This window comes from Plantactinospora endophytica, assembly GCF_016862915.1.
Lineage (GTDB): Bacteria > Actinomycetota > Actinomycetes > Mycobacteriales > Micromonosporaceae > Plantactinospora > Plantactinospora endophytica.
This window is the reverse complement of the sequence record NZ_BONW01000042.1, coordinates 246,505-269,563: the sequence shown is the minus strand read 5'-3', so window position 1 is coordinate 269,563 and position 23,059 is coordinate 246,505. Positions and strand designations below refer to the sequence as shown.

General features: G+C 71.9%; 17 protein-coding genes. 11 read left to right on the top strand and 6 right to left on the bottom strand.

What is annotated here, in order from left to right:
* Positions 1-193: 193 nt before the first annotated feature.
* Positions 194-3,412, bottom strand: a complete 3,219-nt coding sequence (locus Pen02_RS35965; RefSeq protein WP_203870651.1) for an AfsR/SARP family transcriptional regulator — start codon at positions 3,410-3,412, stop codon at positions 194-196.
* A gap of 379 nt (positions 3,413-3,791) precedes the next feature.
* Here Pen02_RS35965 and Pen02_RS35960 point away from each other — a divergent pair, with 379 nt between their 5' ends.
* The gene (locus Pen02_RS35960; RefSeq protein ID WP_203870650.1) at positions 3,792-4,259 is read left to right on the top strand and encodes a hypothetical protein; all 468 of its coding nucleotides are present in this window, start codon (positions 3,792-3,794) and stop codon (positions 4,257-4,259) included.
* 182 nt (positions 4,260-4,441) lie between these two features.
* Positions 4,442-5,212: a hypothetical protein gene (locus Pen02_RS35955; RefSeq protein ID WP_203870649.1), complete on the top strand. Its 771-nt coding sequence runs from the start codon at positions 4,442-4,444 to the stop codon at positions 5,210-5,212.
* A gap of 93 nt (positions 5,213-5,305) precedes the next feature.
* Here the strand turns inward: Pen02_RS35955 and Pen02_RS35950 are convergent, their stop codons facing one another.
* The 5 genes from Pen02_RS35950 to Pen02_RS35930 are packed head-to-tail and all read right to left on the bottom strand — an operon-like array spanning position 5,306 to position 9,780.
* On the bottom strand, positions 5,306-5,950 hold the full coding sequence (locus Pen02_RS35950; protein WP_203870648.1) for a response regulator transcription factor: 645 nt from the start codon (positions 5,948-5,950) through the stop codon (positions 5,306-5,308).
* Between the two features lie 11 nt (positions 5,951-5,961).
* Positions 5,962-7,293, bottom strand: a complete 1,332-nt coding sequence (locus Pen02_RS35945) for a sensor histidine kinase (protein ID WP_203870647.1) — start codon at positions 7,291-7,293, stop codon at positions 5,962-5,964.
* Positions 7,247-7,948 carry a sensor domain-containing protein gene (locus Pen02_RS35940; protein ID WP_203870646.1) on the bottom strand — a complete coding sequence of 234 codons (702 nt, stop codon included), beginning with the start codon at positions 7,946-7,948 and terminating at the stop codon, positions 7,247-7,249. The genes Pen02_RS35945 and Pen02_RS35940 overlap by 47 nt, the downstream gene beginning before the upstream one ends.
* Before the next feature lie 33 nt (positions 7,949-7,981).
* Positions 7,982-8,845, bottom strand: a complete 864-nt coding sequence (locus Pen02_RS35935) for an ABC transporter permease (protein WP_203870645.1) — start codon at positions 8,843-8,845, stop codon at positions 7,982-7,984.
* Positions 8,842-9,780 carry an ABC transporter ATP-binding protein gene (locus Pen02_RS35930; protein WP_203870644.1) on the bottom strand — a complete coding sequence of 313 codons (939 nt, stop codon included), beginning with the start codon at positions 9,778-9,780 and terminating at the stop codon, positions 8,842-8,844. The genes Pen02_RS35935 and Pen02_RS35930 overlap by 4 nt, the downstream gene beginning before the upstream one ends.
* Positions 9,781-9,985: 205 nt before the next feature.
* Here Pen02_RS35930 and Pen02_RS35925 point away from each other — a divergent pair, with 205 nt between their 5' ends.
* From Pen02_RS35925 to sbnA, 9 genes are all read left to right on the top strand, one after another.
* On the top strand, positions 9,986-10,969 hold the full coding sequence (locus Pen02_RS35925) for a TauD/TfdA family dioxygenase (RefSeq protein WP_203870643.1): 984 nt from the start codon (positions 9,986-9,988) through the stop codon (positions 10,967-10,969).
* Between the two features lie 132 nt (positions 10,970-11,101).
* Positions 11,102-13,066 carry an AfsR/SARP family transcriptional regulator gene (locus Pen02_RS35920; protein WP_275413651.1) on the top strand — a complete coding sequence of 655 codons (1,965 nt, stop codon included), beginning with the start codon at positions 11,102-11,104 and terminating at the stop codon, positions 13,064-13,066.
* A gap of 82 nt (positions 13,067-13,148) precedes the next feature.
* The gene (locus Pen02_RS35915) at positions 13,149-14,117 is read left to right on the top strand and encodes an ATP-binding cassette domain-containing protein (RefSeq protein ID WP_203870641.1); all 969 of its coding nucleotides are present in this window, start codon (positions 13,149-13,151) and stop codon (positions 14,115-14,117) included.
* Positions 14,114-14,953 carry an ABC transporter permease gene (locus Pen02_RS35910; protein WP_203870640.1) on the top strand — a complete coding sequence of 280 codons (840 nt, stop codon included), beginning with the start codon at positions 14,114-14,116 and terminating at the stop codon, positions 14,951-14,953. Before Pen02_RS35915 ends, Pen02_RS35910 begins: the two co-directional genes overlap by 4 nt.
* Before the next feature lie 262 nt (positions 14,954-15,215).
* Positions 15,216-16,748 carry a tryptophan halogenase family protein gene (locus Pen02_RS35905; RefSeq protein ID WP_203870639.1) on the top strand — a complete coding sequence of 511 codons (1,533 nt, stop codon included), beginning with the start codon at positions 15,216-15,218 and terminating at the stop codon, positions 16,746-16,748.
* Positions 16,749-16,821: 73 nt separating this feature from the next.
* A complete protein-coding gene (locus Pen02_RS35900) occupies positions 16,822-17,358 on the top strand; it encodes a flavin reductase family protein (protein ID WP_203870638.1) in 537 nt (178 codons plus the stop codon).
* Positions 17,359-17,403: 45 nt separating this feature from the next.
* Entirely contained in the window at positions 17,404-20,916 is a 3,513-nt protein-coding gene (locus tag Pen02_RS35895) for a non-ribosomal peptide synthetase (protein ID WP_203870637.1), read from the top strand.
* On the top strand, positions 20,916-21,974 hold the full coding sequence (gene sbnB / locus Pen02_RS35890; RefSeq protein WP_203870636.1) for a 2,3-diaminopropionate biosynthesis protein SbnB: 1,059 nt from the start codon (positions 20,916-20,918) through the stop codon (positions 21,972-21,974). Before Pen02_RS35895 ends, sbnB begins: the two co-directional genes overlap by 1 nt.
* Positions 21,971-22,951, top strand: a complete 981-nt coding sequence (sbnA, locus tag Pen02_RS35885; protein ID WP_203870635.1) for a 2,3-diaminopropionate biosynthesis protein SbnA — start codon at positions 21,971-21,973, stop codon at positions 22,949-22,951. Before sbnB ends, sbnA begins: the two co-directional genes overlap by 4 nt.
* Positions 22,952-23,059 lie beyond the last annotated feature (108 nt).

Here is a 23,059-nt window from a genome sequence, read left to right as displayed (position 1 = left end):
CGCCGGGACGCCGTAGCCGGTCAATAGCCCCTGCCGCCACCACGGCGTGGACTCATTCACACACCCTCGGCCTGGCTCCAGGTGGAATCCCGCCGCCCGTCGTGACGTCCGTCCCGGCCTGTGCGGAATGTCGCCATGACGTCTCCGGCATGTCCGTCGGCGCCCACGACCGGCGGCACGGGCGTACGGGTGGTCACCCTGTGTCGCCACCTCGCACGAAGCTCGAACCGGACGAACCGTCGCCCTCGGGTCGGCCGTGCCGCAGGCCGGCGGCCTCGGCCCGGGTCCGCCGCGCGGCCTCGGCCCGGCCGTCCCGGTCGAGGGCGTCCGCCAGGGTGTCCAGCGCCCGGGCCAGCCAGTACGGTGAGCCGATCCGCCGCCAGACGGCGACGGACTGCGTGGCCCGTCGACGGGCCGGCCCGGGGCGGCCGGCGGCGAGCTGGGCCCAGGCGAGGACCCAGAGCGTCGACGCCTCGCCCCAGACGTTGCCGAACTCGCGGTAGGTCCACAGGCACCGGGCGAGCAGGTGACGTGCCTCCACGGGACGGTCCTGGTGGATCCGGACCTCGGCCAGCCAGCATGCGGCGTGGGTGTACCCGAGCCGGTCGCCGAACCCGCTGCTGATCTCCATGGCGTGCCGGAACGCCTCCGCGGCGGCGGCGTACTCGTCGCCGGCCCGCTCGACGTGGCCGAGGCCACGCAGGGCCTGCGCCTCGCCCGGGCGGTAACCGGCCTCCCGGCTGAACCGGAGGGCGCGGGTGAAGTCTTCCCGCGCGCGGGCGAAGTGCCGGCGTTCGAGGTGCACGACGCCGATCCCGGACAACGCGTACACCAGGCCGTTGACGTTCCCGGTCTGCTCGGCGAGCTGCGCCGCCCGGGCGAAGAGGTCCAGGGCGGTGTCGTAGTTGCCGAGCAGGCGATGCAGGTAGCCGAGACCGGAGATCACGGCCGCCTCGTAGGCCGGCTGCTGGGGTGCGCCGTGGTCGAGGGCGGCCCGGAAGTGGGCCATCGCCTCGACGTACTGGTCCTGGATGGTGTGCAGTTCACCGAGGCTGCGGTGCAGCTTGAGAGCGGTCCGGCGGTCGTCGGTGGCCGCAACGGCGGACAGGGCGCGGTCCTGCACCCGACGCCAGTCGTCGAAGTGGCTACGGATCTGGAAGAACGTGGTCAGCGACGAGGCGAGGCAACCGGCGAGGTCGACCGCCGTGGCCCCGGCTCCGGGCAGCGCCTCGGCGCCGAGACCGTCGTACACGGTGGCGACCAGGAACGCGTGCTCCCGGTCGAACCAGTCCAGCGGTTCGACCGTGAGCGCGGCGGCCTCGTCGGGCGAGAGCCGCCAGTGGTCGATCTGGTGCGGTGCCACGCCGAGGAAGTCCGCGCTCAACTCGAGGTCGCACCGCTCGGCCAGGTCCAGGCTGGCGCCGAGCAGCCGGCGCAGCGCCGCGACGCACTCCTGCGGCGGCTCCTCGTCCAACGCCCGCTCCCGGGCGACGAGCCGGACGAGGTCGTGGATCCGGTAGCGGGCGCTCGGCGGACCGGTCGAATCGATCTCCACCAGGTGGACGTCGATGAGGTCGTCCAGCAGCCGTTCCGCGCGGACCAGGCTGGTGCCCAGCAATGCCGCCAGCGCCCAGGGCGCGAAGTCGCGGGCCTGCAACAGGCCGAGCAGCCGCAGCGCCCGCCGGGCGTCGGAATCCAGAATCCGGTACGTCAGCTCCACGCTGGCCCGTACCGCGACGTCGCCGACGGTCAGCTCGTCGAGCCGGTGGTGCTCGTCGGTCAGCGTCCGGGCCATCGAGGCGAGCGTCCAGTGCGGTCGGGCCGCCAGCCTGGCCCCGGCCACCCAGACCGCCAGGGGCAGTTGGCCGCAGCGCTCGACGATCGCCCGGCTGGCTTCGGGTTCCTCGGCGATCCGGTCCGGGCCGACGGTGTCACCGAGCAGGGTCAGCGCCTGTTCGACCGAGAGCACCCGCAGCGCCATTCGCGCACCGTGCAGCCGGGCCAGGCTCGTCCGGCTCGTCACCATCGCCGCGCATCCCGGCCCGTTGGGCAGTAGGTCGTCGACCTGCCGCGCGTCGGCGGCGTTGTCGAGTACGACGAGTACGCGTCGGCGGGCCAGCAGCGTCCGGTACAGGTGCGTCCGCCCGGTGAGGCCGTCGGGCACGGCTTGGCCGCGCACGCCGAGCGCCCGCAGGAATCCACCGAGTACGTCCGCCTGGTCGACCGGGGCCGGCTGGGTGCCCCGCAGGTCGGCGTAGAGCTGTCCGTCGGGGAACCCGGTCGCGATCGCGTGCGCCGTTCGTACCACGAAGCTGGTCTTGCCCACGCCGGCCGGGCCGGTGACGACGAGCGTGCCGGGCCGGTAGTCGGGGTCGAGCAGGTAGTGCCGGGCCCGCTCGATCTCGGTGGCCCGACCGACGAGCCGGGGTAGCAGGGCGGGCAGCAGGCACGGCGGTACCGTCGTCTCCACCGCAGGTTGGGTCGGTGGGGGTGCGGGCGTGGCCAGGCCGGGGCGGTCGTCGGGGTCGTCGGTCAGAATCCCTGGTCCGGCTGGTCCCCGCGCGTCGGCGTGCGGTGCGGCCGGCCCGGTCGACGCCCGGCCGACGGAGGTGGGCCGTCCCGGGGTGCCGGCGGTGCGTAGCGTCGGGTCGGTCGGCGGGTGGTGGTCGTGCTCCCCGCGCAGGATCTCCTGCTGGATGCGTCGCAGTTCGGCCCCGGGCTCGACGCCGAGTTCGCCGACGAGGCGTTCCCGGGCCCGGGTGAAGGCGGCCAGGGCGTCGGCGCGTCGGCCGCTGCGGCTCAGGGCGAGCATGAGCTTGCCGGTCAGCCCCTCCCGGTACGGGTGCGCGGCCGTGAGAGCCTCCAACTCCGGCAGGACGCCCGCGTGCCGGCCGAGTCCGAGTTCCGCCGCCAGGCACTGCTCCAGCACCTCCCAGCGGCCTTCGTCCAGTCCGCTCGCCGCCGCCCGGATCCCGGTGGTGTCGATTCCGGTGAGGGCCGGCCCGCGCCACAGCGACAGTGCCGCTCGCAGCCGGGCGACGGCGACCGTGGCGGCACCGTCGGTCAGCGCGGTACGGCCCTCGGCCACCAGCCGCTGCCAGCGGCGATGGTCCAGCGCGTGCGGCGACACCCGAATCAGATAGCCGTCCGGCCTGGTGTGCAGCACCGCGCCGCCCGCCGTCCGGGCCTGGCGGAGTTTCTGCCGTAACCGGTGCACGTGGGCGTGCAGGGTGGCCCGGGGGTTCGCCGGAGGTCGGTCACTCCACAGCTCGTCGATGAGTTGGTCGATCGACACGACACGGTCCACGTGCAGCAGCAGGAGCGCCAGCACCACCCGCTGCTTGGCCGCGGCGACAGGCAGCAGTTCGTCACCGTCCCAGACCTCGAGGGGCCCGAGAATCCGGAAGTCCATGATTCCCCCGGCTCGTGACGCTGATGTCCAGCGTCAGGGATACGTAAGCGCAGAGTCAGGCTACTCGGCGACGGTAACCAGGACGCGAACAGTTGCCGGTGGCAGCCGATGCGGGACGCCGAAAAGACGGTGCCAGATATTGACACCAGCGGAATTGTCTGCGCCGGTGCGCGGACCGGCGCGGCGTCGCTGCGACGTCCGGCGAGCCGGTGATGCCGGCCGGACAGGCTGGTCGCGGCGGAACGGCCCGGACACGCCGAGGTCGACCCTTCCGAAAGGAGACGCGAACGGATTCCCTCCGCACGAACCGTGACCGGCACCGAAAACAGTAGGCCGGCAGTTTCGGCCGGCGACATCACCTCCGAGAAAGGGATCGACATTGAACAGCATCAGCGCGCTGCGTACCCGGGTGGCCGTTCTGGCCGCCGGAGCGGTCGCGGCCAGCGGGATTGCCGTCGGACTGGCTTCCCCCGCCCAGGCCGCGAACATCGACACCTGGTCGTCGTTCTGGCAGCCCTGCGGAACGTACCTCTGCCTCTACTACAGCCCCGGCCTGACCAACGCGAGCTGGCGACCGGGTGGGACGAGCTACTCCAACCTGAGCGGCTACACGTTCTCCAACGGCGGTACCGGTACGGCCGGCGCCGGCCAGGCGGTCCGGAACAACGCCGCCTCGATGGGAAACCACACGGCCAACTGCAACGTCACCACATGGATCTCTCCGGGATTCACCGGCCCGTACGGCGACTGGCGTGACAACAACTGGCTGAGCCCGGGACACGCCGGCAACCTCAACGGCTATCTGCGCAACAACGAGGCGTCCATCAACGTCAACAACTGCCGGTGAGCGGGTAACCAGCCCACCTGACGGACGCGGTTCGCCGACACCTCGACGGGACACGGGTGGGGCGAACCGCGTTCGGCGTACCGAACCAGGAGAGGATCATGAGATTTCGGCTTGTCGCGGCGACGGTGGTTGTCGCATTTCTGACCTGCGGGTGCGGCCAATCGGCACCGCCGAATCAGGTCGTGGCCACCGCACCCGTCGATACGCGTCAGGGCTCGTCCTACCCGAAGCTTCCGTTCGACGACTACGAACTGACTCCGGAACAACGCGAGGATCTGGAGAATCTGGTCGACCGCGTCACCCGGAGGTGCATGCGCGCGGCCGGTTTCGACTCCACGTCCGGCTTCCCGGCGGGTACCGGTTGGATCGCCAGGACGATCAGGGAGTACAAGTCCCGCCGGTACGGGGTGACCGATCCGGGCATCAGCCGGGCCCACGGGTACCGGCTCAGCAGGGAGTCACGCGGGACGGCGGACCCGAAACCGCTGGACAGCGTCTCCGGCGAGGAAGGGCAGGCGGTCGGCGCGTGCGGACGTAGGGCGCGCGGCGTCGTGCGGGCGGTCGACGACGACGCGAGCGCGCAGCGGGTCGGAGATCTGGGCGTGCAGGTGTTCCGCCGGACCGTGTCGGACGACCGCGTCCGCGCCGCCTTCGTGGACTGGTCCGACTGCATGCGGGAACACGGCCACGCGTACCAGGATCCGTTCCGGGCCGCCGGGGACCCCCGGTGGGACGGTGAGGGGGACACGCCCAGCGCGGTCCAGATCGGCGTGGCGCTCGACGACATCTCCTGCAAGGGACGCACCCGACTGGTGGCGGTGGCGTCGACGGTCGAGGCCGAGTACCAGAATGCCGAACTCGACCGGAACCCCGAGGTTTTCGCGCGGGCGAGGCAGGAGTTGACGAAACGCGGCGCCCTGCTCTCCCGGCTGCTGCGGGAGAATCCCGCGTGAGAGCGCGCGACGCCGACGACGTCCCGTCACGATCCGAAGCTTCGGGTGACGCCTGTGCAGGAGTCCAGGTGCGACCGTCCGGCTGCGGAGAGGTCAGGAGTCGAGGTAGCGCAGCACCGCGAGGACCCGGCGGTGGCCGACCTCGGACGGCGGCAGGTCGAGCTTCAGGAAGATGTTCGACACGTGCTTCTCCACCGCCCGCTCGGTGACGACCAGGGTGTTCGCGATGGTCGCGTTGCTGAGCCCCTGTGCCATCAACGACAGCACCTCGCGCTCGCGCGGGCTGAGCGCCTCCAGGGCCGGTCGCTTGCGGCTCGCACCGACCAGTTGGGACACCACCTCGGGGTCGAGTGCGGTGCCGCCGTTGTGCACCCGGTGCAGGGCGTCGACGAACTCGTCGATGTCGGCGACGCGCTCCTTGAGCAGATAGCCCACGCCGTCCGAGCGGCCGGCGAGGATGTCGACGGCGAAGCGTGTCTCGACGTACTGCGAGAAGATCAGTACTCCGAGCTTGGGCTTGCTCCGGCGCAGGTCCACCGCGGCGCGCAGGCCCTCGTCGGTGAAGGTGGGCGGCATCCGTACGTCGATGACCGCGACGTCCGGGTCGTGCTCGGCCACCGCCTCGCGGAGTGCCTCGCCGTCACCGACCGCCGCCACGATCTCCTGGCCGCGCATGCGTAGGAGCTGCACCAGGCCGTCCCGGAGGATCCGGGTGTCTTCCGCGACGACGATACGCACGCTGCGAAAGGCTACCCGTCGGCCAGTCGGGCGGGTAGCTCGACCGTCGCCACGGTGGGCCCGCCGACCGGACTGTCCACTGTGAGCCGGCCGTCCACGGCGCCGACCCGGCGCAGCAGGCCGGTGAGTCCCGAGCCGCCGCCGACGGTGGCGCCGCCGACCCCGTCGTCGGTCACCGTGACCCGCAGCCGCCCGGCGTCGTCGGAGACGTCGACCCGGGCCCGGTACGCCCGGCTGTGCTTGGTCACGTTGGTCAGCAGTTCGGCGACGCAGAAGTAGGCGATCGACTCGATCGAGGTGGGCGCGCGTTCGCGGAGGTTGACGGTGCACTCGACCGGTACCGCGCAGCCGGAGGCGAGGGTCTGCAGTGCCGGTTCGAGACCGGCGTCGAGTACCGGCGGATGGAAACCCCGGACCAGCTCGCGCAGTTCCGCGATTGCCTGCTTGGCGCGGACCTGGGCCGTCCCCGCCTCGGTGCGGGCCTGGGTGACGCCCTCGGCCGAGCCGGCGGCCAGCGCCTCCTTGATGATCGTGAGGTGGATGGCCAGCGCGACCAGGTGCGCCTGGGTGCCGTCGTGCAGGTCGCGTTCGATGCCGCGCAGGATGGCGGTGCTGTCGTTGACCATCTGCTGGCGCTGCTGCTGTAGCTGCCGCACCCGCTCCTCGGCGGTGGCGCCGAGCATCGCCCTGGCCAGCGCCCCGTCCAGCGCGATCGCGTTGCGCAGCGCGTACGGGGCCACCAGCAGCAGGAAGAGGCCGACCAGCGAGACGGCGAGGATGGTCGGCCAGGTGTCGAGTACCTCGCCGCCGACCCGGAGGCCCCGACGCACGGTGCCGTCCCCGGCGGTCAGGTCGAAGCCGTTGAACGGACGCAGCAGCGGATAGGCGACCAGCAGCAGCCCGTAGATCCAGAACAGCAGCGCGATCGCGCCGCAGAGGACCGCGAAGGGGAGTTTGACCACCAGGTACGCGGCGCTGCGCCAACTGATCGTGTCGGTGAGGATCGCCCGCCGCCAGACCAGCGGCCCGACCGGTCCCGGCGGCAGCGACAGCCGTGGCACCGGCACCGGTTCTCCGGTCGGCGTGCCGACCAGCGGGAGATGTACCCGGCCGAGCCGGCGGGCGCCGGCCAGCGCGACCGCGACGACCCAGAGTCCGATCGGGGTGACCAGCAGGGCCGCCCCGATCGCGAAGAACACCGTCACGTACACGAAGCCGACCAGTGACAGTGGCAGCCCGACCGCCACGGTGGCCAGGTCCCGCCACGCCTGGGGGCGTAGCGGGCTGCGCAGCACGTTACCGAGCCACCGGCCGACTGACCGAAGATGCGCCGAGGTTGCCATCCGCTCCATCGTGCCCGGTGGCGTGGGGACGGTCGAGTTGCCCCGTCGGGCCGGCGGCGAGCAGCCAGCCGACGGTGGCCGTCTGGAGCCTGGTGAGCCCGCGCACGATCAGCGGCAGGAGGAAGAGCGCGAACAGCCCCTGCCCGCTGTGCAGGGCGACCGCGCCGACGTACGTCGGGCCGCCCCAGTCGGTCGCATAGGTGTTCTCGGCGAGCGCGATGAACGGGTACGTGACCGCTCGGAAGATCATCTGGCCGAGCGCCGCCACCAGCATGAAGCACACCGCCCCGATCGGCAGGCTGAGCAGCGCGTACGAGATGTCCTTCCAGGTCTGCGGGTCGCGCAGCCGGGCGCCGAAGCGGCGCAGCAGTCCGGGGCGCTGCGGCTGCCGGTAGGTGGGGGCGACGATGGTCAGCCCGAGCATGGCGCCGGCCCTGGCCCGCTCCCACCGGGCGATCGCCCGCGCCAGCGCGAACGTGCCGGCCAGCACGAACGCGCCGACGACGACGAGCAACGCGTAGAGCGCCAGCGCCAGCCCCAGCAGTACGAAGGTGAAGTAGAGGACGCCGAGCACCGCGGACAGTACGACGTACAGCGCGCGGCTCCAGGTGTCGCGGGTGAACTGGGCCCTCCACCACGGCGTCTGCTTCTTCAACACGAATCCCCTCGCTGCTCGATCGGACACCGGTCAGATCGCCGACCGGGACGGTGGTGCGCTCCGGCGGGCCAGCGTGACCGCGGCGAGCACGAGTGCCGCGACCGCCCAGGCCAGCAGTACCCCGTAGCCCTGCCACGGCGTCACCACCGCGCCGGGGTTCTGCCCGGACGACATGATCATCTGTCCACCGTCGCCACCCGGCAGGTAGGTGCTCGCGTACTCGCCCCACTTGCCGGGCAGGAACGACCCGACGTTGGGCACGACGATGATAAGGGCCAGTACCGCGGTGATCGACCCCGCCACGTGCCGCAACACGGTCGCCAGCGCGAGGGCGAACAACCCGATAGTGATCAGATAGAGGCCGAATCCGAGGATCGGTCGCAGGTCGGTGCCGACCTCCACGTGCGGGCTGAGGTACGCGCGGCCGAGCAGGTAGACCCCGATCGCGACGATCTCGGTGGCGACGAACGCGACGACGGCGAAGACACCGGCCTTGGCCGCCACCACCGGCCACCGCCGGGGTACCGCGGCCAGGGTGGTCCGCATGGTGCCGGTGGAGTACTCGCCGGCGATGGCCATCACGGCCAGCACGCAGATCGCGATCTGCGCGTACGACGCGGCGGGCTGGAAGATCAGTCCGACCGGATCGGCGACGAGGTACGCCCGGTCCTCCGCCGACAGGGTGTCCCACTGGCTCGCCATGACGGCCGTCGCGACCCAGGCCAGGGCGGTCGAGATGACCACCATGGCCAGCAGGGCCCAGAACGTCGAGCGGACCGTACGCATCTTCGTCCACTCCGCCGCCAGCAGGTCGACGAAGCGGGGCCGGGGATCGGTCGGGTCCGGAGGCAGCCAGGTCCGCACCGGCGCCTGCTCCAGGTTCATCGTGGTCACGGGGTTGCCTCCTTGGTCTTGCCGGCGTATTCGACCTGGTCCTCGGTGAGTCGCATGAAGACGTCCTCCAGCGACGATGTCTCGGTGCGCAGCTCCTGCACGACGATCCGGCCGAGCAGGGCGAGTTCGGCGATCCGATCCGAGTCCAGTCCCCGGATCCGTACCGCCGTCGCCGACTCCCGCTGCCACTGGGCGCCCTCGTCCACGACGAGCTGGGCGAGCCGGTGCACCTCCGGCGACCGGACCAGCACCGACGACTCGGAGTTGTCCGCCACGAAGGCCACGGTCGGGCAGTCCGCGATCAACTTGCCCCGGCCGATCACGATCAGATGGTCGGCGGTCACCGCCATCTCGTTGACGAGGTGGCTGGAGACGAAGACCGTCCGGCCCTCGGCGGCCAACCGCTTCATCAGGTCGCGGATCCACCGCACCCCGGCCGGGTCGAGGCCGTTGACCGGCTCGTCCAGCAGCAGTACGCCGGGGTCGCCGAGCATGGCGGCGGCGATGTCGAGCCGCTGGCCCATGCCGAGCGAGAAGCCGCCGGCCCGCTGGTGCGCGACGTCGCCGAGGCCGACGAGGTCGAGTACCTCGTCGACCCGCCTGCGGGGCAGCCGCTGGCTCTGCGCGAGCCACAGCAGGTGGTGGTACGCGCTGCGGCCGGGGTGCACCGAGCGCGCTTCGAGCAGTGCGCCGACGGTACGCAGCGGCTGGACCAGCTCCCGGTAGGGCCGTCCGCCGACGGTGGCGCTGCCCTCGTCCGGGCGGGTCAGCCCCAGCATGAGCTGCATGGTCGTCGACTTGCCCGCGCCGTTGGGCCCGAGGAAGCCGGTCACCCGGCCGGGCTGCACGGTGAAGGACAGCGAGTCGACGGCGGCCTTTCCGCGATAGCGCTTGGTCAGTTGGGAAACCTGGATGACAGGTGCGGAATCGCTCATGATCGCCTCTCACCGGTCCGTGATGTTGTCGAACAATTCTGTCGACGGCCCGGGCGGGAACCAATCGTGCAGGCTCGCCGAACCGAGGTTCGGTTCACCCCACCCCGACGCAAATGAGCGCTGGATAGAGCCGGGATAACCAGCGGTCCTACTGTCGGCGCCAGAGGTTCGCAGTGATCATCCCAATGGTGAAGAAGGGTGAGACATGCTGACTAGCGTTGGTCCGCAGGAGCGTGCCGGACGGTGCGTACTCGATGCGGCTGACCGCTCGACGGTGGAGGCCGTCGCCGACGCCTTGCTGGCGCAGGCCGACGGCCGGGTCGACGACCCGGACTTCGTGGGCGCCGCCCGGCAGGGCGGTGGCGCGCTGCCGCACCGTCTTCGCCGCTCGCTCGCCGAGTTCCGCCGGTACTCGGGGGAGACGGGCACCCTGGTCCTGCGCGGCCTGCCGGTCGGCGAGGGCACCATGCCGGACACGCCGTCGGTCGCCGGCTCCGTGCAGCGTACGGCCACCGTGGCGGCCGGCGTGCTGATGACCGTCGCCACCGAACTCGGCGACCCGATCGCGTACCACGCCGAGAAGTCGGGTGCGCTGGTGCAGGACGTGGTGCCGGTACCGGGTCGGGAGAACACGCAGGAGAACACCGGTTCGGTGCTGTTGCAGTTCCACAACGAGAACGCCTTCCACGACTACCGACCTGACTACGTGATGCTGCTCTGCCTGCGACCCGACCACGACCGCGAGGCGGGACTGCGTACGGCGTGCGTTCGTCAGGTACTGCCGTTGCTCGACTCCGCGACCCGGACCGCGCTCGCCGCACCGGAGTTCGTCACGTCGGCGCCGCCGTCGTTCTGCGTCGGTTCGCAGACCGAGCCGCACCCGGTGCTGCCGGGGGCGCTGGACGACCCCGACCTGCGGGTCGACTTCGCGGCCACCACCGCGCTGACCGGCCGGGGTCGGCGGGCGCTGGACCGGCTCCAGCACCTGTTCGGCGAGCTGGCCCAGACGGTGTACCTCGAACCGGGGGACCTGGCCATCGTCGACAACCGGGTGACGGTGCACGGCCGTACCCCGTTCCGCCCGCGCTACGACGGCGAGGACCGCTGGCTGCAACGCACGTTCGTCACCACCGACCTCCGACGTTCCCGGGCACTGCGGCCGGGCGACGGCTACGTGTTGGTCGGCTGATGGCGGCGGTGCGCTTCCGGTCCCGTCCCGATCGACGGCCCGGGAACCCGAATTTCGACCTCTTCCAGAGATTTGGCTGACACTGTGCTGACAACGGGGAGCTTTTCGTTACAGATACTCGGGCCTGTCCGGATGGCGACCGACGCCGGGGCAGTGCCGATCGGTGGTCCGCGGCAACGCACCGTCCTGGCGATGCTGTCGCTGTCACCGGACCGGGTCGTCTCGGTGGACCGGTTGTTCGACGCGCTGTGGGGCGGCAGGCCGCCCACGACCGGACGTACCCAGGTCGCCATCTGCATCGCGGGACTGCGCAAGTGTTTCCGTAAGGCGGGGATCGAGGGCGAGGTGGTCAGGACCGTACCGTCCGGGTACGTCCTGGTGTCCCAGGGGAACCGCATCGACGCCGTCGAGTTCCAGACCAAGGTCAACCAGGCGCAGGCCCTGGTCACCGACGGCGACCTCAACGGTGCCGTCGACCTGCTCGGCCAGGCGCTGGCGCTGTGGCGTGGCCGGGCCCTGTCCGACGTCGCCGGCGACGTGGTCGAGTCGGCGGCGGTGCAGTTGGAGGAGCAGCGCTTCACCGCGTACGAGCAGTTCCTGGAGCTTCGGCTGCGGCTGGGCCAGCACCGTGAGCTGGTCGGCGACCTGACCACCCTGGTCGACGAGCGGCCACTGCGCGAGCACACCCGCGCGTTGCTGATGCTGGCGCTGTACCGGTCCGGGAGGCGGGCCGAGGCGCTGGAGGTGTTCCGCAAGGGGCGCCGGCTCTACATCGACGAGTTGGGGCTGGAGCCCGGCGCCACGTTGCAGCGGCTGCACGCGGCCTGCCTGCGCGGCGAGGCGGCACCGTCGCTGGGGGAGCAGCCGGCCGCTCCGACCGGCCGTGGCAACGTCGTGCCGGCACAACTGCCCCGCAGCCTGTCGGTCTTCGTCGGTCGGGCGGAGGAGCAGGAGACGCTCGACGAGCTGCTCACCCGGCGCTCGGCCGACGGCCCGCTGCCGCTCGGCGTGATCTCCGGCCCGGCCGGCATCGGCAAGTCGGCGCTGGCCGTGCAGTGGGCCCGGCAGCACGCCGACGCGTTTCCCGACGGCCAGCTCTACGCGGACCTGCGCGCGTACGGGTCCGACGGCGAGCCCGGGTCGGTCGAGCCGGTGCTCGCCCGTTTCCTGCGGGCGCTGGGGGTACCGGCCGATGCCATGCCGGCACAGCTCGCCGACCGGGTCGCGCTCTACTGCAGCCTCGTCAACAACCGGCGGCTGCTGCTGGTGCTGGACAACGCGGACAGCCTTGCCCAGGTCGAACTCCTGCTTCCCGGCAGCGGTACGTGTTGCGCGCTGTTGACCACCCGGCGGCACCACGACCTCGCCGGGGCGATCGGTGTCCGGCTCGGACGGCTGCGCAGCGCCGAGACCGTCGAGTTGCTGCGGGCGACCGTCGGCCCGTCCCGGGTCGACGCCGATCCGGCGGCTACCGCGCTCCTCGGTGAGCAGTGCGAGGGGCTGCCGCTGGCCGTCACGGTCGCGGCCACCCGGCTCGCGGCGCGGGAGCACTGGACGATGCCCCGGATGGTTGCCCGGCTGGCCGACCCGGACCGCCGGCTCGGCGAGCTGTCCGACGACGGCACCGGCGGCGTACGCGCCTCGCTCGAGGTGAGCTACCGGCGTCTCGATCCGGCCGCCGCACTGATGTTCCGTCGGCTCGGTCTGCTCGGCGGGCCGACGTTCCCGGTCTCGGTGGCGGCGAGCCTGCTGGACACCACGCCGTTCGACGCCGAGACGCTCACCGAGCGGCTGGTCGACGCGCAACTGCTGGAGCCGACGGAGTATCCGGCCGCCGGCAGCCTGGCGTACCGGATGTCGGAGCTGGTCCGGCTGTACGCCCGGGAGCGTGCCGACGTGGAGGACCGCGCCGAGGATCTGGAGGCCGCCCGGGTCCGCGCGCACACCGAGTGGGCGGCGTTGGGCAACTCCGGCTGCCCCACCGCGATGCTCTGCGGTTCCTGTTTCCTGATCGAGCCCAACCCCTCGGTCGCCCGCACCGTCGCGGCCGTCTGCGACGACCGCACCGTGAAGACCGGCCACCGCGGGCGTCGCTGACGATCGCCCGACCCACCACCGTTCCGTGCCCGGTACGCGGCGCGCGGTGACGCCTGCCCTGGTGCAGGACGGAGGAGGAACGATGAACGCTGCTGTGCAGGTCGACGACCTGACCAAACGATTCGGCGGTACCCCGGCGCTGCGCGGGGTGAACCTCGCGGTGGCGCCGGGCGAGATCCTGGGTCTGCTCGGCCCGAACGGTGCCGGCAAGACGACCCTGGTCCGCATCCTGTCCACGTTGGACACCGCGGACTCCGGCACCGCCCGGGTGTACGGCTACGACCTGGTCCGCGACGCACACCAGGTGCGGGCGCTGATCGGGTTGACCGGCCAGTTCGCCGCCGTGGACAAGGATCTCTCGGGCCTGGACAACCTGGAGATCATCGGCCGGCTGCTCGGCCTGTCCAGGCGGGACGCCAAGGTCCGGGCCGCCGCGCTGCTCGAACGCTTCGACCTGGTCGAGGCGGGCCGGAAGGTGGCCGGCGGGTACTCCGGCGGCATGCGTCGACGGCTCGACCTGGCCGCCAGCCTGGTCGGCCGGCCGACCGTGCTGTACCTCGACGAGCCGACCACCGGCCTGGACCCGCACAGCCGGGCGGCGCTGTGGGACACCGTGCGCCAGATGGCGTACGACGGCACCACCGTGCTGCTCACCACGCAGTACATGGACGAGGCGGAGGCGCTGGCCGACCGGCTCGTGCTGCTCGACGGTGGCCGGATCACGGCCGAGGGCACCACCGCCGAACTGTGCGCCCGGGTGCGTGGCCGGACGATGCGGATCCGGCCGGTGGACCCGGCCGACCTGCCGACGGTCGCCGCGACCCTGGTCGCCGCCGGACTGACCGGTGGCACCGTGGTGGCCGACGCCGGTCAGTACCAGGTGCCGGTGAACAGCGACGAGCAGGTCACCGCCGTGGTGTGGGCGATCGCGGCCTGTGGCGTCGCGCTCGCCGGCATCGACACCGGTACGCCCAGCCTCGACGAGGCGTTCCTGCGTCTCACCCAATCGGAGGCGAGCCTGGTGGCCGCCGGATCGGAGGTTTCGCGATGACCGCGACCGTCAACAGCCCGGCCGTGCTGGCCAGCCGCCCTCCGGTGGTGGTGCCCGCGTCGGCGCCGCCGCTCGGCCTCGGTACGGCGGTCCGGCACGCCCTGGTGATGGCCTCGCGCAACCTGCGCAAGCTCCGGGGCGACCCGGGGCAGCTACTGGACGCCACCGTCATGCCGATCGTCTTCACCCTCGCGTTCGTGTACGTCTTCGGCGGCGCCATCGCCGGTGACACCGGTAGCTACATCGAGTACTTCATGCCCGGCATCATGGCGCTGACCGTGACGATCGTGTCCCGAACCACCGGCGTCGGCCTCGCGGTCGACTTCGGCACCGGCATCGTGGACCGGTTCCGGTCGTTGCCGGTGGCCCGCTCGGCGGTGCTGGCCGGCCGGATCATCTCCGACGCGGTACGGATGACGATCGCCCAGTTCGTGATCCTCGCCTTCGCCGTCCTCATCGGGTTCCGGGTGCACACCGGGCCGCTCGAACTGCTCGCCGCGATCGGCCTGCTGGTCGGCTTCGGCGTCGCGCTGTCCTGCGTGTCGGCGGTCATCGGGCTCACCGCCCGCAGCCTGCCGACGGTGGACACCATCGCCACGCTGTGGATGGTGCCGTTGCAGTTCGGCAGCTCGATGTTCGTACCGGTGGAGACGATGCCCGGCTGGCTCCAGGCGTTCGTGAAGGTCAACCCGATGACGCTGGTCGTGGACGCCTGCCGGGGCCTGCTCTCGGGCGGCGAGGTGGCCGGGCCGGCGCTCGGCGCGAGCATCTGGATCGTCGGCGCCGTCGCGGTCTTCGGCCCGATCGCCGTCCTGCGCTACCGCGTGAAGCGGTAGCCCGGAAAGCGTGACCTCAGGCCGGCGGCGGGCATACCGCCGCCGGCCGGTTCGACCCTGTCCGAAATGGCGCCGGACCGGCCCGGAACAGTTTTGGAGAACTGACCGGAACCGCTCGGAAAAACGAGTGCCGGGCGGCGCCGACAAAGCATTTTGATATCGCAGTGAAAAGCCAAATGTCTACGGTGGATCACACACCCACACATCACACCGGAAACGGCGGACCGCGCCGGAGACCGGTCGACGGATGGAGCGAACGAAGATGGTGAATCGAGTAGTCATCGTCGGTGGCGGGACCGCCGGCTGGATGACGGCAACCTACCTACGGGCGGCCTTCGGCGACCGCGTCGACGTGACCCTGGTGGAGTCGAAGCGGGTCGGCACGATCGGCGTCGGCGAGGCGACGTTCTCCACGGTCCGGCACTTCTTCGACTTCCTCGGGCTGGACGAGCGCGAGTGGCTGCCGAAGTGCGCGGGCTCGTACAAGCTGGCGATCCGGTTCGAGAACTGGCGTGAGCCGGGACACCACTTCTACCACCCGTTCGAGCGGCTGCGCGTCGCCGACGGCTTCAACCTGGCCGAGTGGTGGCTGGCCGAGGGGACCGGCGAGTACGACCAGGACTGCTTCGTCACGCCCGCGCTGTGCGAGGCCCAGCGCTCGCCGCGCAACCTCGACGGCTCGCTGTTCGCGGCCAACCTGGACGGGTCGCTGGGCCGGTCGACGCTGGCCGAGCAGCGCGCCCAGTTCCCGTACGCGTACCACTTCGACGCCGACCTGCTGGCCAAGTTCCTGGCCGAGTACGGCGTCGAGCGCGGCATCCGGCACGTCACCGACGACGTGCTGGAGGTCGGCCAGGACGAGCGCGGGTGGATCAGCCACGTCCGCACCCGGGAACACGGCGACATCACCGGCGACCTGTTCGTCGACTGCACCGGCTTCCGGGGCATGCTGATCAACCAGACGCTCGGCGAGCGGTTCGACTCGTTCCAGGACGTGTTGCCGAACAACCGCGCGGTGGCGCTGCGGGTGCCGCGCGACGTCGAGCGGCTCGGCATCAACCCGTACACCACCGCGACGGCGGCGCCGAACGGCTGGATCTGGACCATCCCGCTGTTCGCCCGCAACGGCCACGGCTACGTCTACTCCGACGAGTACTGCACGCCGGAGGAGGCCGAGCGGACGCTGCGCGAGTTCGTCGCCCCGGGCCAGGACGACCTGCAGGCCAACCACATCCGGATGCGGATCGGCCGCAACGAGCGCTCCTGGGTGAACAACTGCGTGGCGATCGGCCTGTCCAGCGCGTTCGTCGAGCCGCTGGAGTCCACCGGCATCTTCTTCATCCAGCACGGCATCGAGCAGCTCGTGAAGCACTTCCCGGACGAGCGCTGGGACCCGACGCTGCGCGACAACTACAACGCGCGGGTCGGCCACGTCGTGGACGGGGTGAAGGAGTTCCTCGTCCTGCACTACCGGTGCGCGCAGCGCAACGACACGCCGTACTGGAAGGAGACCGACCTCCGGCCGATCCCGGACGGGCTCGGCGAGCGGCTGGAGACCGCCTCGCGGGTGCTGCTCGACGACAACGGCATCTACCCGTACTACCACGGCTTCGAGCTGTACTCGTGGAACACGATGCTGCTCGGCCTCGGTGCGGTGCCGCCCGGACCGCGTCCCGCGCTGCCGCTGATCGACCCGACGAACGCCCGGGCCGAGTTCGCCGGGGTGCGCCGGGACGCCGCCCAGCTCGTCTCGGCCCTGCCGAGCGCCTACGAATACCTGTCCTCCATTCAGTAACACCCCCCCAAGGTGGGTGGACCGTGCCCCCCACGGTCCACCCACCGCCCGCCTCGACCCGAGGAAGGCGATCATGACGACAATTGCCTCGCACACGCTGACGACACCGACGGCGGTCAGCGCCGACGAACAGCGTCTGCTGATGAGTTCGTACCCGACCGGGGTCAGCGTGATCACCGCGGTCGACGCCTACGGCATGCCGCACGGCATGACCTGTACGTCGCTGTCCAGCGTCACGCTGCGCCCGCCGACGCTGCTGATCTGCCTGAACGCGAAGTCGGGCACCCTCGCCGCAATCGGCGACCAGGGCGTCTTCGCGGTGAACCTGCTGCACTCCGGCGCGCAGGCGACCGCCGAACTGTTCGCGTCCCGCACCCCGGACCGGTTCCGCGACGTCGCCTGGAAGCCCGCCGACCGGTCGGGGGCGCCGTGGCTGGTCGACGACGCGCTCGCCGTGGCCGAGTGCACGGTACGGCGGCGGCTGCCGGTCGGGGACCACGACGTGGTCATCGGCGAGGTGATCAACCTGCGCTACAGCGAGGGCACCCCGCTGCTGTACGGAATGCGCCGCTACTCCCGCTTCGACGCGCGAGAGGCGGCCGGTTCATGAACCCGCACCGCCTGCGTGGCGAGCTTCCGAAGGGACGTTGAGACCATGGACGTCGGTACCACCCCCGGGCCGCGCGTCGGCGTGTCGACGCTGTTGCCACGGTGGGTCGAGCGGCCCGCCGGGTCCGGCGTCCAGGCGGGCACGTACCTGCTGGACGTCGACCCGACCGTCGCGGCCGGCGTACGGCGGGTCGCCCGGGACGTCGAGGTCTCCTGGCCGGCGATCGTGCTGGCCGTACACGCGCGGGTTCTCGCCACGCTCAGCGGCGACTCGACGGTCACCACCGGGCTGCTGCTCGCCGGTGCCGACCGGGTGGCGGCGCGGGACCTCGCGGTGGGCGACGGTACGTGGGTCGAACTCGTCCGGGCCGCCGAGGCCGTCCTCGGTGGCCCGGCCGGGGACGACGGCTCCGACCGGACGCAGGACATCGAGGACGGCCAGGACGTACCGGACGGTGGTCCGGACACGGTGCTCGACCTGCGCGGCACGGCGATCGACGGGCCGGGCCCCGCGCGGGCGCTGCGCACGTCCGTCCGGTGGGACGGCGACCGGCTGGTCCTGGCGCTCGGCTACCGCCTCGACGCCGTCGACCAGGACTACGCGGCCCGGCTCGCCGGCTACTACGCCACCGGGCTGGCCGGCCTGGTCGACGCGCCCGAGCAACGGCACGCCGCCTGCTGCCTGGTCTCCGCCGAGGAGCACCGGGCCCAGCGGGCCGCCCTGTGCGGACCCCGGCGGGAGCTGCCGCAGCAGCGGCTGCACGAGCTGTTCGAGGAGCGGGCCCGCCGCCACCCGGACGTGGTGGCCCTGGTGCACCGCGACGAGCAGTGGACGTACGGCGAACTGAACCGGCGGGCGAACCGGCTGGCCCGGGCCCTGGTCCGGGGCGGGCTGGACGCCGAGGAACCGGTCGCCGTCGTCATGCACCGCGACCTGCACTGGGCCGCGACGGTGCTGGCGGTGTTCAAGGCCGGCGGTGCCTACCTGCCGGTCGAGCCCGGCTTTCCGCCGCAGCGGATCGCGCGGATGCTGGAGCGCGCCGGCTGCCGCTTCGTGGTCACCGGCCGGGCCGGCGAGGCCAACTTCGCCGAGATCCGCCCGGCCGACGCGGTGGTGCTGCGGGCCGAGCAGGCGGCCCGGCCCGGCGGCGTGCTCGACGACGAGAACCTCGGCCTGCCCGTCGGGCCGGACCACCTGGCGTACATCTACTTCACCTCCGGCTCGACGGGCGAGCCGAAGGGCGTCATGTGCGAGCACGCCGGCATGGTCAACCACGTGCTCGCCAAGCTGGAGGACCTGGAGGTCGCCGCCGGCAACGTGGTCGCCCAGGTCGCCTCGCAGTGCTTCGACATCTCGTTGTGGCAGCTCGTCTCGGCGCTGGTCGTCGGCGGGCGGACGGTCGTCGTCGAGCAGGAGGCGGTGCACGACACGGGCCGGTTCCTCGACGTCGTCACCCGGAACGCGGTCGAGGTGCTCCAGGTCGTACCGTCCTATCTGGAGGCACTGCTGCACCATCTCGCACAGCAGCCGCGCGAGCTGCCGGCGCTGCGTACCGTCTCGGTCACCGGCGAGGCGGTGAAGCCGGAACTGGTCGCCCGCTGGTTCGCCGCGTACCCGGCGATCCGGCTGGTCAACGCCTACGGGCTCACCGAGACCTGCGACGACACCAACCACGAGGTGATGGACCGGCCGCCGGCCGGCGACCGGGTACCGCTCGGGCACGCCGTACGCAACGCCGACATCCGGCTCCTCGACGAGTACGGCCGGCCGGTGCCGTCCGGTGCACCCGGCGAGATCGTCTTTGCCGGGGTCTGCGTCGCCCGGGGCTACATCAACGACCCCGAGCGCACCGCAGCCGTCTTCCACCCGGACCCGGAGGACGCCGACGGCCGGCTCTACCACTCCGGCGACGTCGGCCGGCTCCGCCCGGACGGGCGGCTGGAGTTCCTCGGCCGCCGCGACCACCAGGTGAAGATCCGCGGCTTCCGGGTGGAACTCGGCGAGGTGGAGAACACCCTGCTGCGGGTACCCGGCATCCGGGACGCCGCCGTGGTGGTGGTCGGTGCCGGCGAGCCGTACCTGTGCGCGTTCTACAGCGGCGACGGCGGGCTCGACGAGGACGGGATCCGTGCCGAGCTGGGCCGCTCGCTGGCGGCGTACATGGTGCCCTCGGTCTACCGGGAGCTGGACGCGTTGCCGGTCACCGGCAACGGCAAGGTGGACCGCAAGGCGCTCGTCGCGCTGGCGAGCGGCGAACCGGCCGGCGAACCGACCAGGCGTACCCCGCCGGGCACCCCGACCGAGGAATGGTTGGCCCGGATGTGGTCGGAGGTGTCGCAGACGCCGCCGGGCCTGATCGGCCAGCACGACAACTTCCTCGACCTGGGTACCTCGCTCGCCGCGATCAAGCTGCTGGCGAGCCTGGACCGCCGGGTGTCGCTGCGCGAGCTGACCGACTCGCCGACGCTGGCCGCACTGGGTCGGCTGGTCGACGCACGGGGCGGGATCAACCGCCGGGTCAACGGCAACCGCGCGGGAGTCGACCTGCTGACCCGGACCGCTCCGGCGGCGGCGCCCGAGCCGGTGTCGGACTACTCGCCCGGCCGGCTCGACGTCACGTTCGACCCGGGGCGGCCCGCCGTCGTGCACGCCTGGACGGTGCCGGCCCAGGAGGCGCGGCACTGGCTGGCCGAGCACCGGGCCGCGCTGGACAGGCTGGTCGAGACGCGCGGCGCCGTGCTGGTACGCGGCCTCGGGCTGACCGACACCGCCGCGCTGGCTGCCGCCGCGACGGCACTGTCGCTGCGGCTGGTGCCGGAGCGGGAGGGCTTCGCCGGCCGGGACCGGCACGCCGACGGCGTGTACTCGTCCGCACACTGGCCACCGGACCAGCCGATGTGCATGCACCACGAGATGAGCTACACCCGCGACGTCCCCGGCCGGCTGTTGCTGGCCTGCCGGCGGCCGGCCGTACGCGGCGGGATCACCGGTGTCGCGGACTCCCGGGTCGTCGCCGCGTCCCTGCCGGCCGAGCTGGTCGACCGGTTCGCCCGACAGGGCTGGCTGCTGCGCCGGGTGTTCCGGGACTACGTCGGCGTCGACTGGCGGGCGGCGTTCGGGGTCGGCGACCGGGCCGAGGCGGAGGCGTACTGCGCGCGGTACGACATCGAGGCGGTCTGGGAGGCCGACGGCACGCTGCGTACCGCCCAGCGGCGCGACGCGTTCCTGCGGCACCCGGGTACCGGTGAGCACTGCTGGTCCAACCAGATCGGGTTCCTCAACGCGGCGACGCTCGCGCCGGCCGTGCGGGAGTACCTGGAGGCCGAGTTCGGTCCGGACGGGTTGCCGTTCGACACCTTCTACGGCGACGGCGAGCCGATCGAACCGGAGACCATCACGGTGATCAACGAGGCATACGAGGCGGCGACGGTGCGCGAGCCGTGGCAGGCGGGGGACCTGATGCTGATCGACAACATCCGGATGGCACACAGCCGGGAGCCCTACGAGGGCCCGCGCGAGGTGCTGATGGCGTTCGCCGACCCGGTGCGGGGTGCCTGATGGCCGCCCCCTCGTTCGCGGTGGTCTCCGGCGCGCAGGTGCAGCGGGCGCTCGCCGGTGACCCGGCCGCCGTACTCGACGTCGTGGCCGACGCCTACCGGTTGCACGGGTCCGGCCGGACGGTGAACCCGCCGTCGTACTTCCTGCGGTTTCCGGACCGGCCCAGTGCACGGATCATCGCGCTGCCGGCGTCGGTCGGCGGGGACGGTGCGGTCGACGGGATCAAGTGGATCTCCAGCTTCCCGGAGAACGTCGCCACCGGTCTGCCCCGGGCCTCGGCGGTGCTGGTGCTCAACGATCCGGCGACCGGGTACCCGTTCGCCTGCCTCGAGTCGTCGATCATCAGCGCGACCCGTACGGCGGCCTCGGCCGCGCTCGCCGCGGACCGGCTCACCCGGGGCTGGGCCGCGCAGGGCCGACCCCGGCCTGCGCGGGTCGGCTTCGTGGGCGCCGGCCTGATCGCCCGGTACGTGCACACGTACCTGGCCGGCACCGGTTGGCAGTTCGACGAGGTCGGCATCCACGACCTCGACCCGGACCACGCCCGGCAGTGGCGGGACTACCTGACCGGCTCCGGTTACACCGGTCCGGTCACCCTGCACGACGACGCGGACAGCCTGATCCGGGCGAGCGACCTGGTGGTGTTCGCGACCGTGGCACCGGCGCCGCACGTGCACGACCCGGACCTGTTCGGGCACGCGCCGCTGGTGCTGCACCTGTCGCTGCGGGACCTGTCCCCGGAGATCATCCTGGCCTCCACCAACGTGGTCGACGACGTGGACCACTGCCTCACCGCGGCCACCTCGCCGCACCTGGCCGAGCAGGCCGTCGGGCACCGCGACTTCGTGCACGCGACGCTGTACGACGTGCTGACCGGCGACTTCCGGCCGCCGGTGGACCGCCCGCTGGTGTTCTCCCCGTTCGGGCTCGGCGTGCTCGACCTGGCCGTCGGCCGCTACGTCCACGACCGCGCGGCGGCAGCCGGCGACCTGACCGCGATCGACGACTTCTTCCACGAACTCGGTCGGTACGGAAACCGGGGTGCGCCGTGCCGGTGATCGTCAATCCACAGGACTTCCACCAGGACGACCTCTACGTCGACCTGGCTCCGCTGCTCGGCCGGAATCTCCACCTGAAGTGCGAGGGCTTCAACTTCGCCGGCTCGATCAAGCTCAAGGTCGCGGCCGAGATGGTCGCGCAGGCCGAGCGGGACGGCACGCTGCGGCCGGGCTCGACGATCGTGGAGTCGTCCTCGGGCAACCTCGGTGTCGCGCTGAGCATCGTCGCGGCGAACCGTGGCTACCGCTTCGTCTGCGTCACCGACACCCGGTGCAATCTGGCCGCGAAGTTGATGATGACGGCGCTCGGCGGCCAGGTCTACACGGTGACCGAGCCGGATCCGGTCAGCGGCCTGCTCGGCGCCCGGCTGCGGTACGTGCGCGAGCTGTGCGCCTCCTCGCCGCAGTACGTCTGGCTCAACCAGTACGCGAACTCCGGCAACTGGCGGGCGCACTACCGGCACACCGCGCCGTCGATCGTGCGGCGCTTCGGCAACCTCGACGTGCTGTTCGTCGGGGCCGGCACCACCGGCACCCTGATGGGCTGCGCCCGCTATCTGCGGGACACCCGTCAACGGGCGAAGGTCGTGGCGGTCGACGCGGTCGGCTCGGTCACCTTCGGCGGCGTACCGGCGCCGCGCCACATCCCGGGCCTCGGCACCTCGGTCCGCCCGCCGATGCTCGACGAGCGGTACGTCGACGACGTGCTGCACGTGCGGGAGGCGGACACGGTGCGGATGTGCCGGACGCTCGCCGGGCACGGCTTCCTGTTCGGCGGCTCCACCGGCACGGTGGTCAGCGGTGCGCTGGACTGGCTCGCGGCGAACGACCCGCAGGGCCGGATGACCGCCGTCGCCATCGCTCCCGACCTCGGCGAGCGGTACCTCGAATCGATCTACCAGCCCGGCTGGTGCGACGAGATGTTCGGCGCCGAAGCCGGTCACCTCGGTCGGGAACCGGTGACCGGGAGCCACTGAACACGCGGCACCCGCTTTTTCCGCACCGGGCTCGTCAGCACGGGCCCGGTGCCCCGGACCCTGCGGTCGGACGGACCGCAGGGTCCGCCGCGCCGCGCACACGCCGCG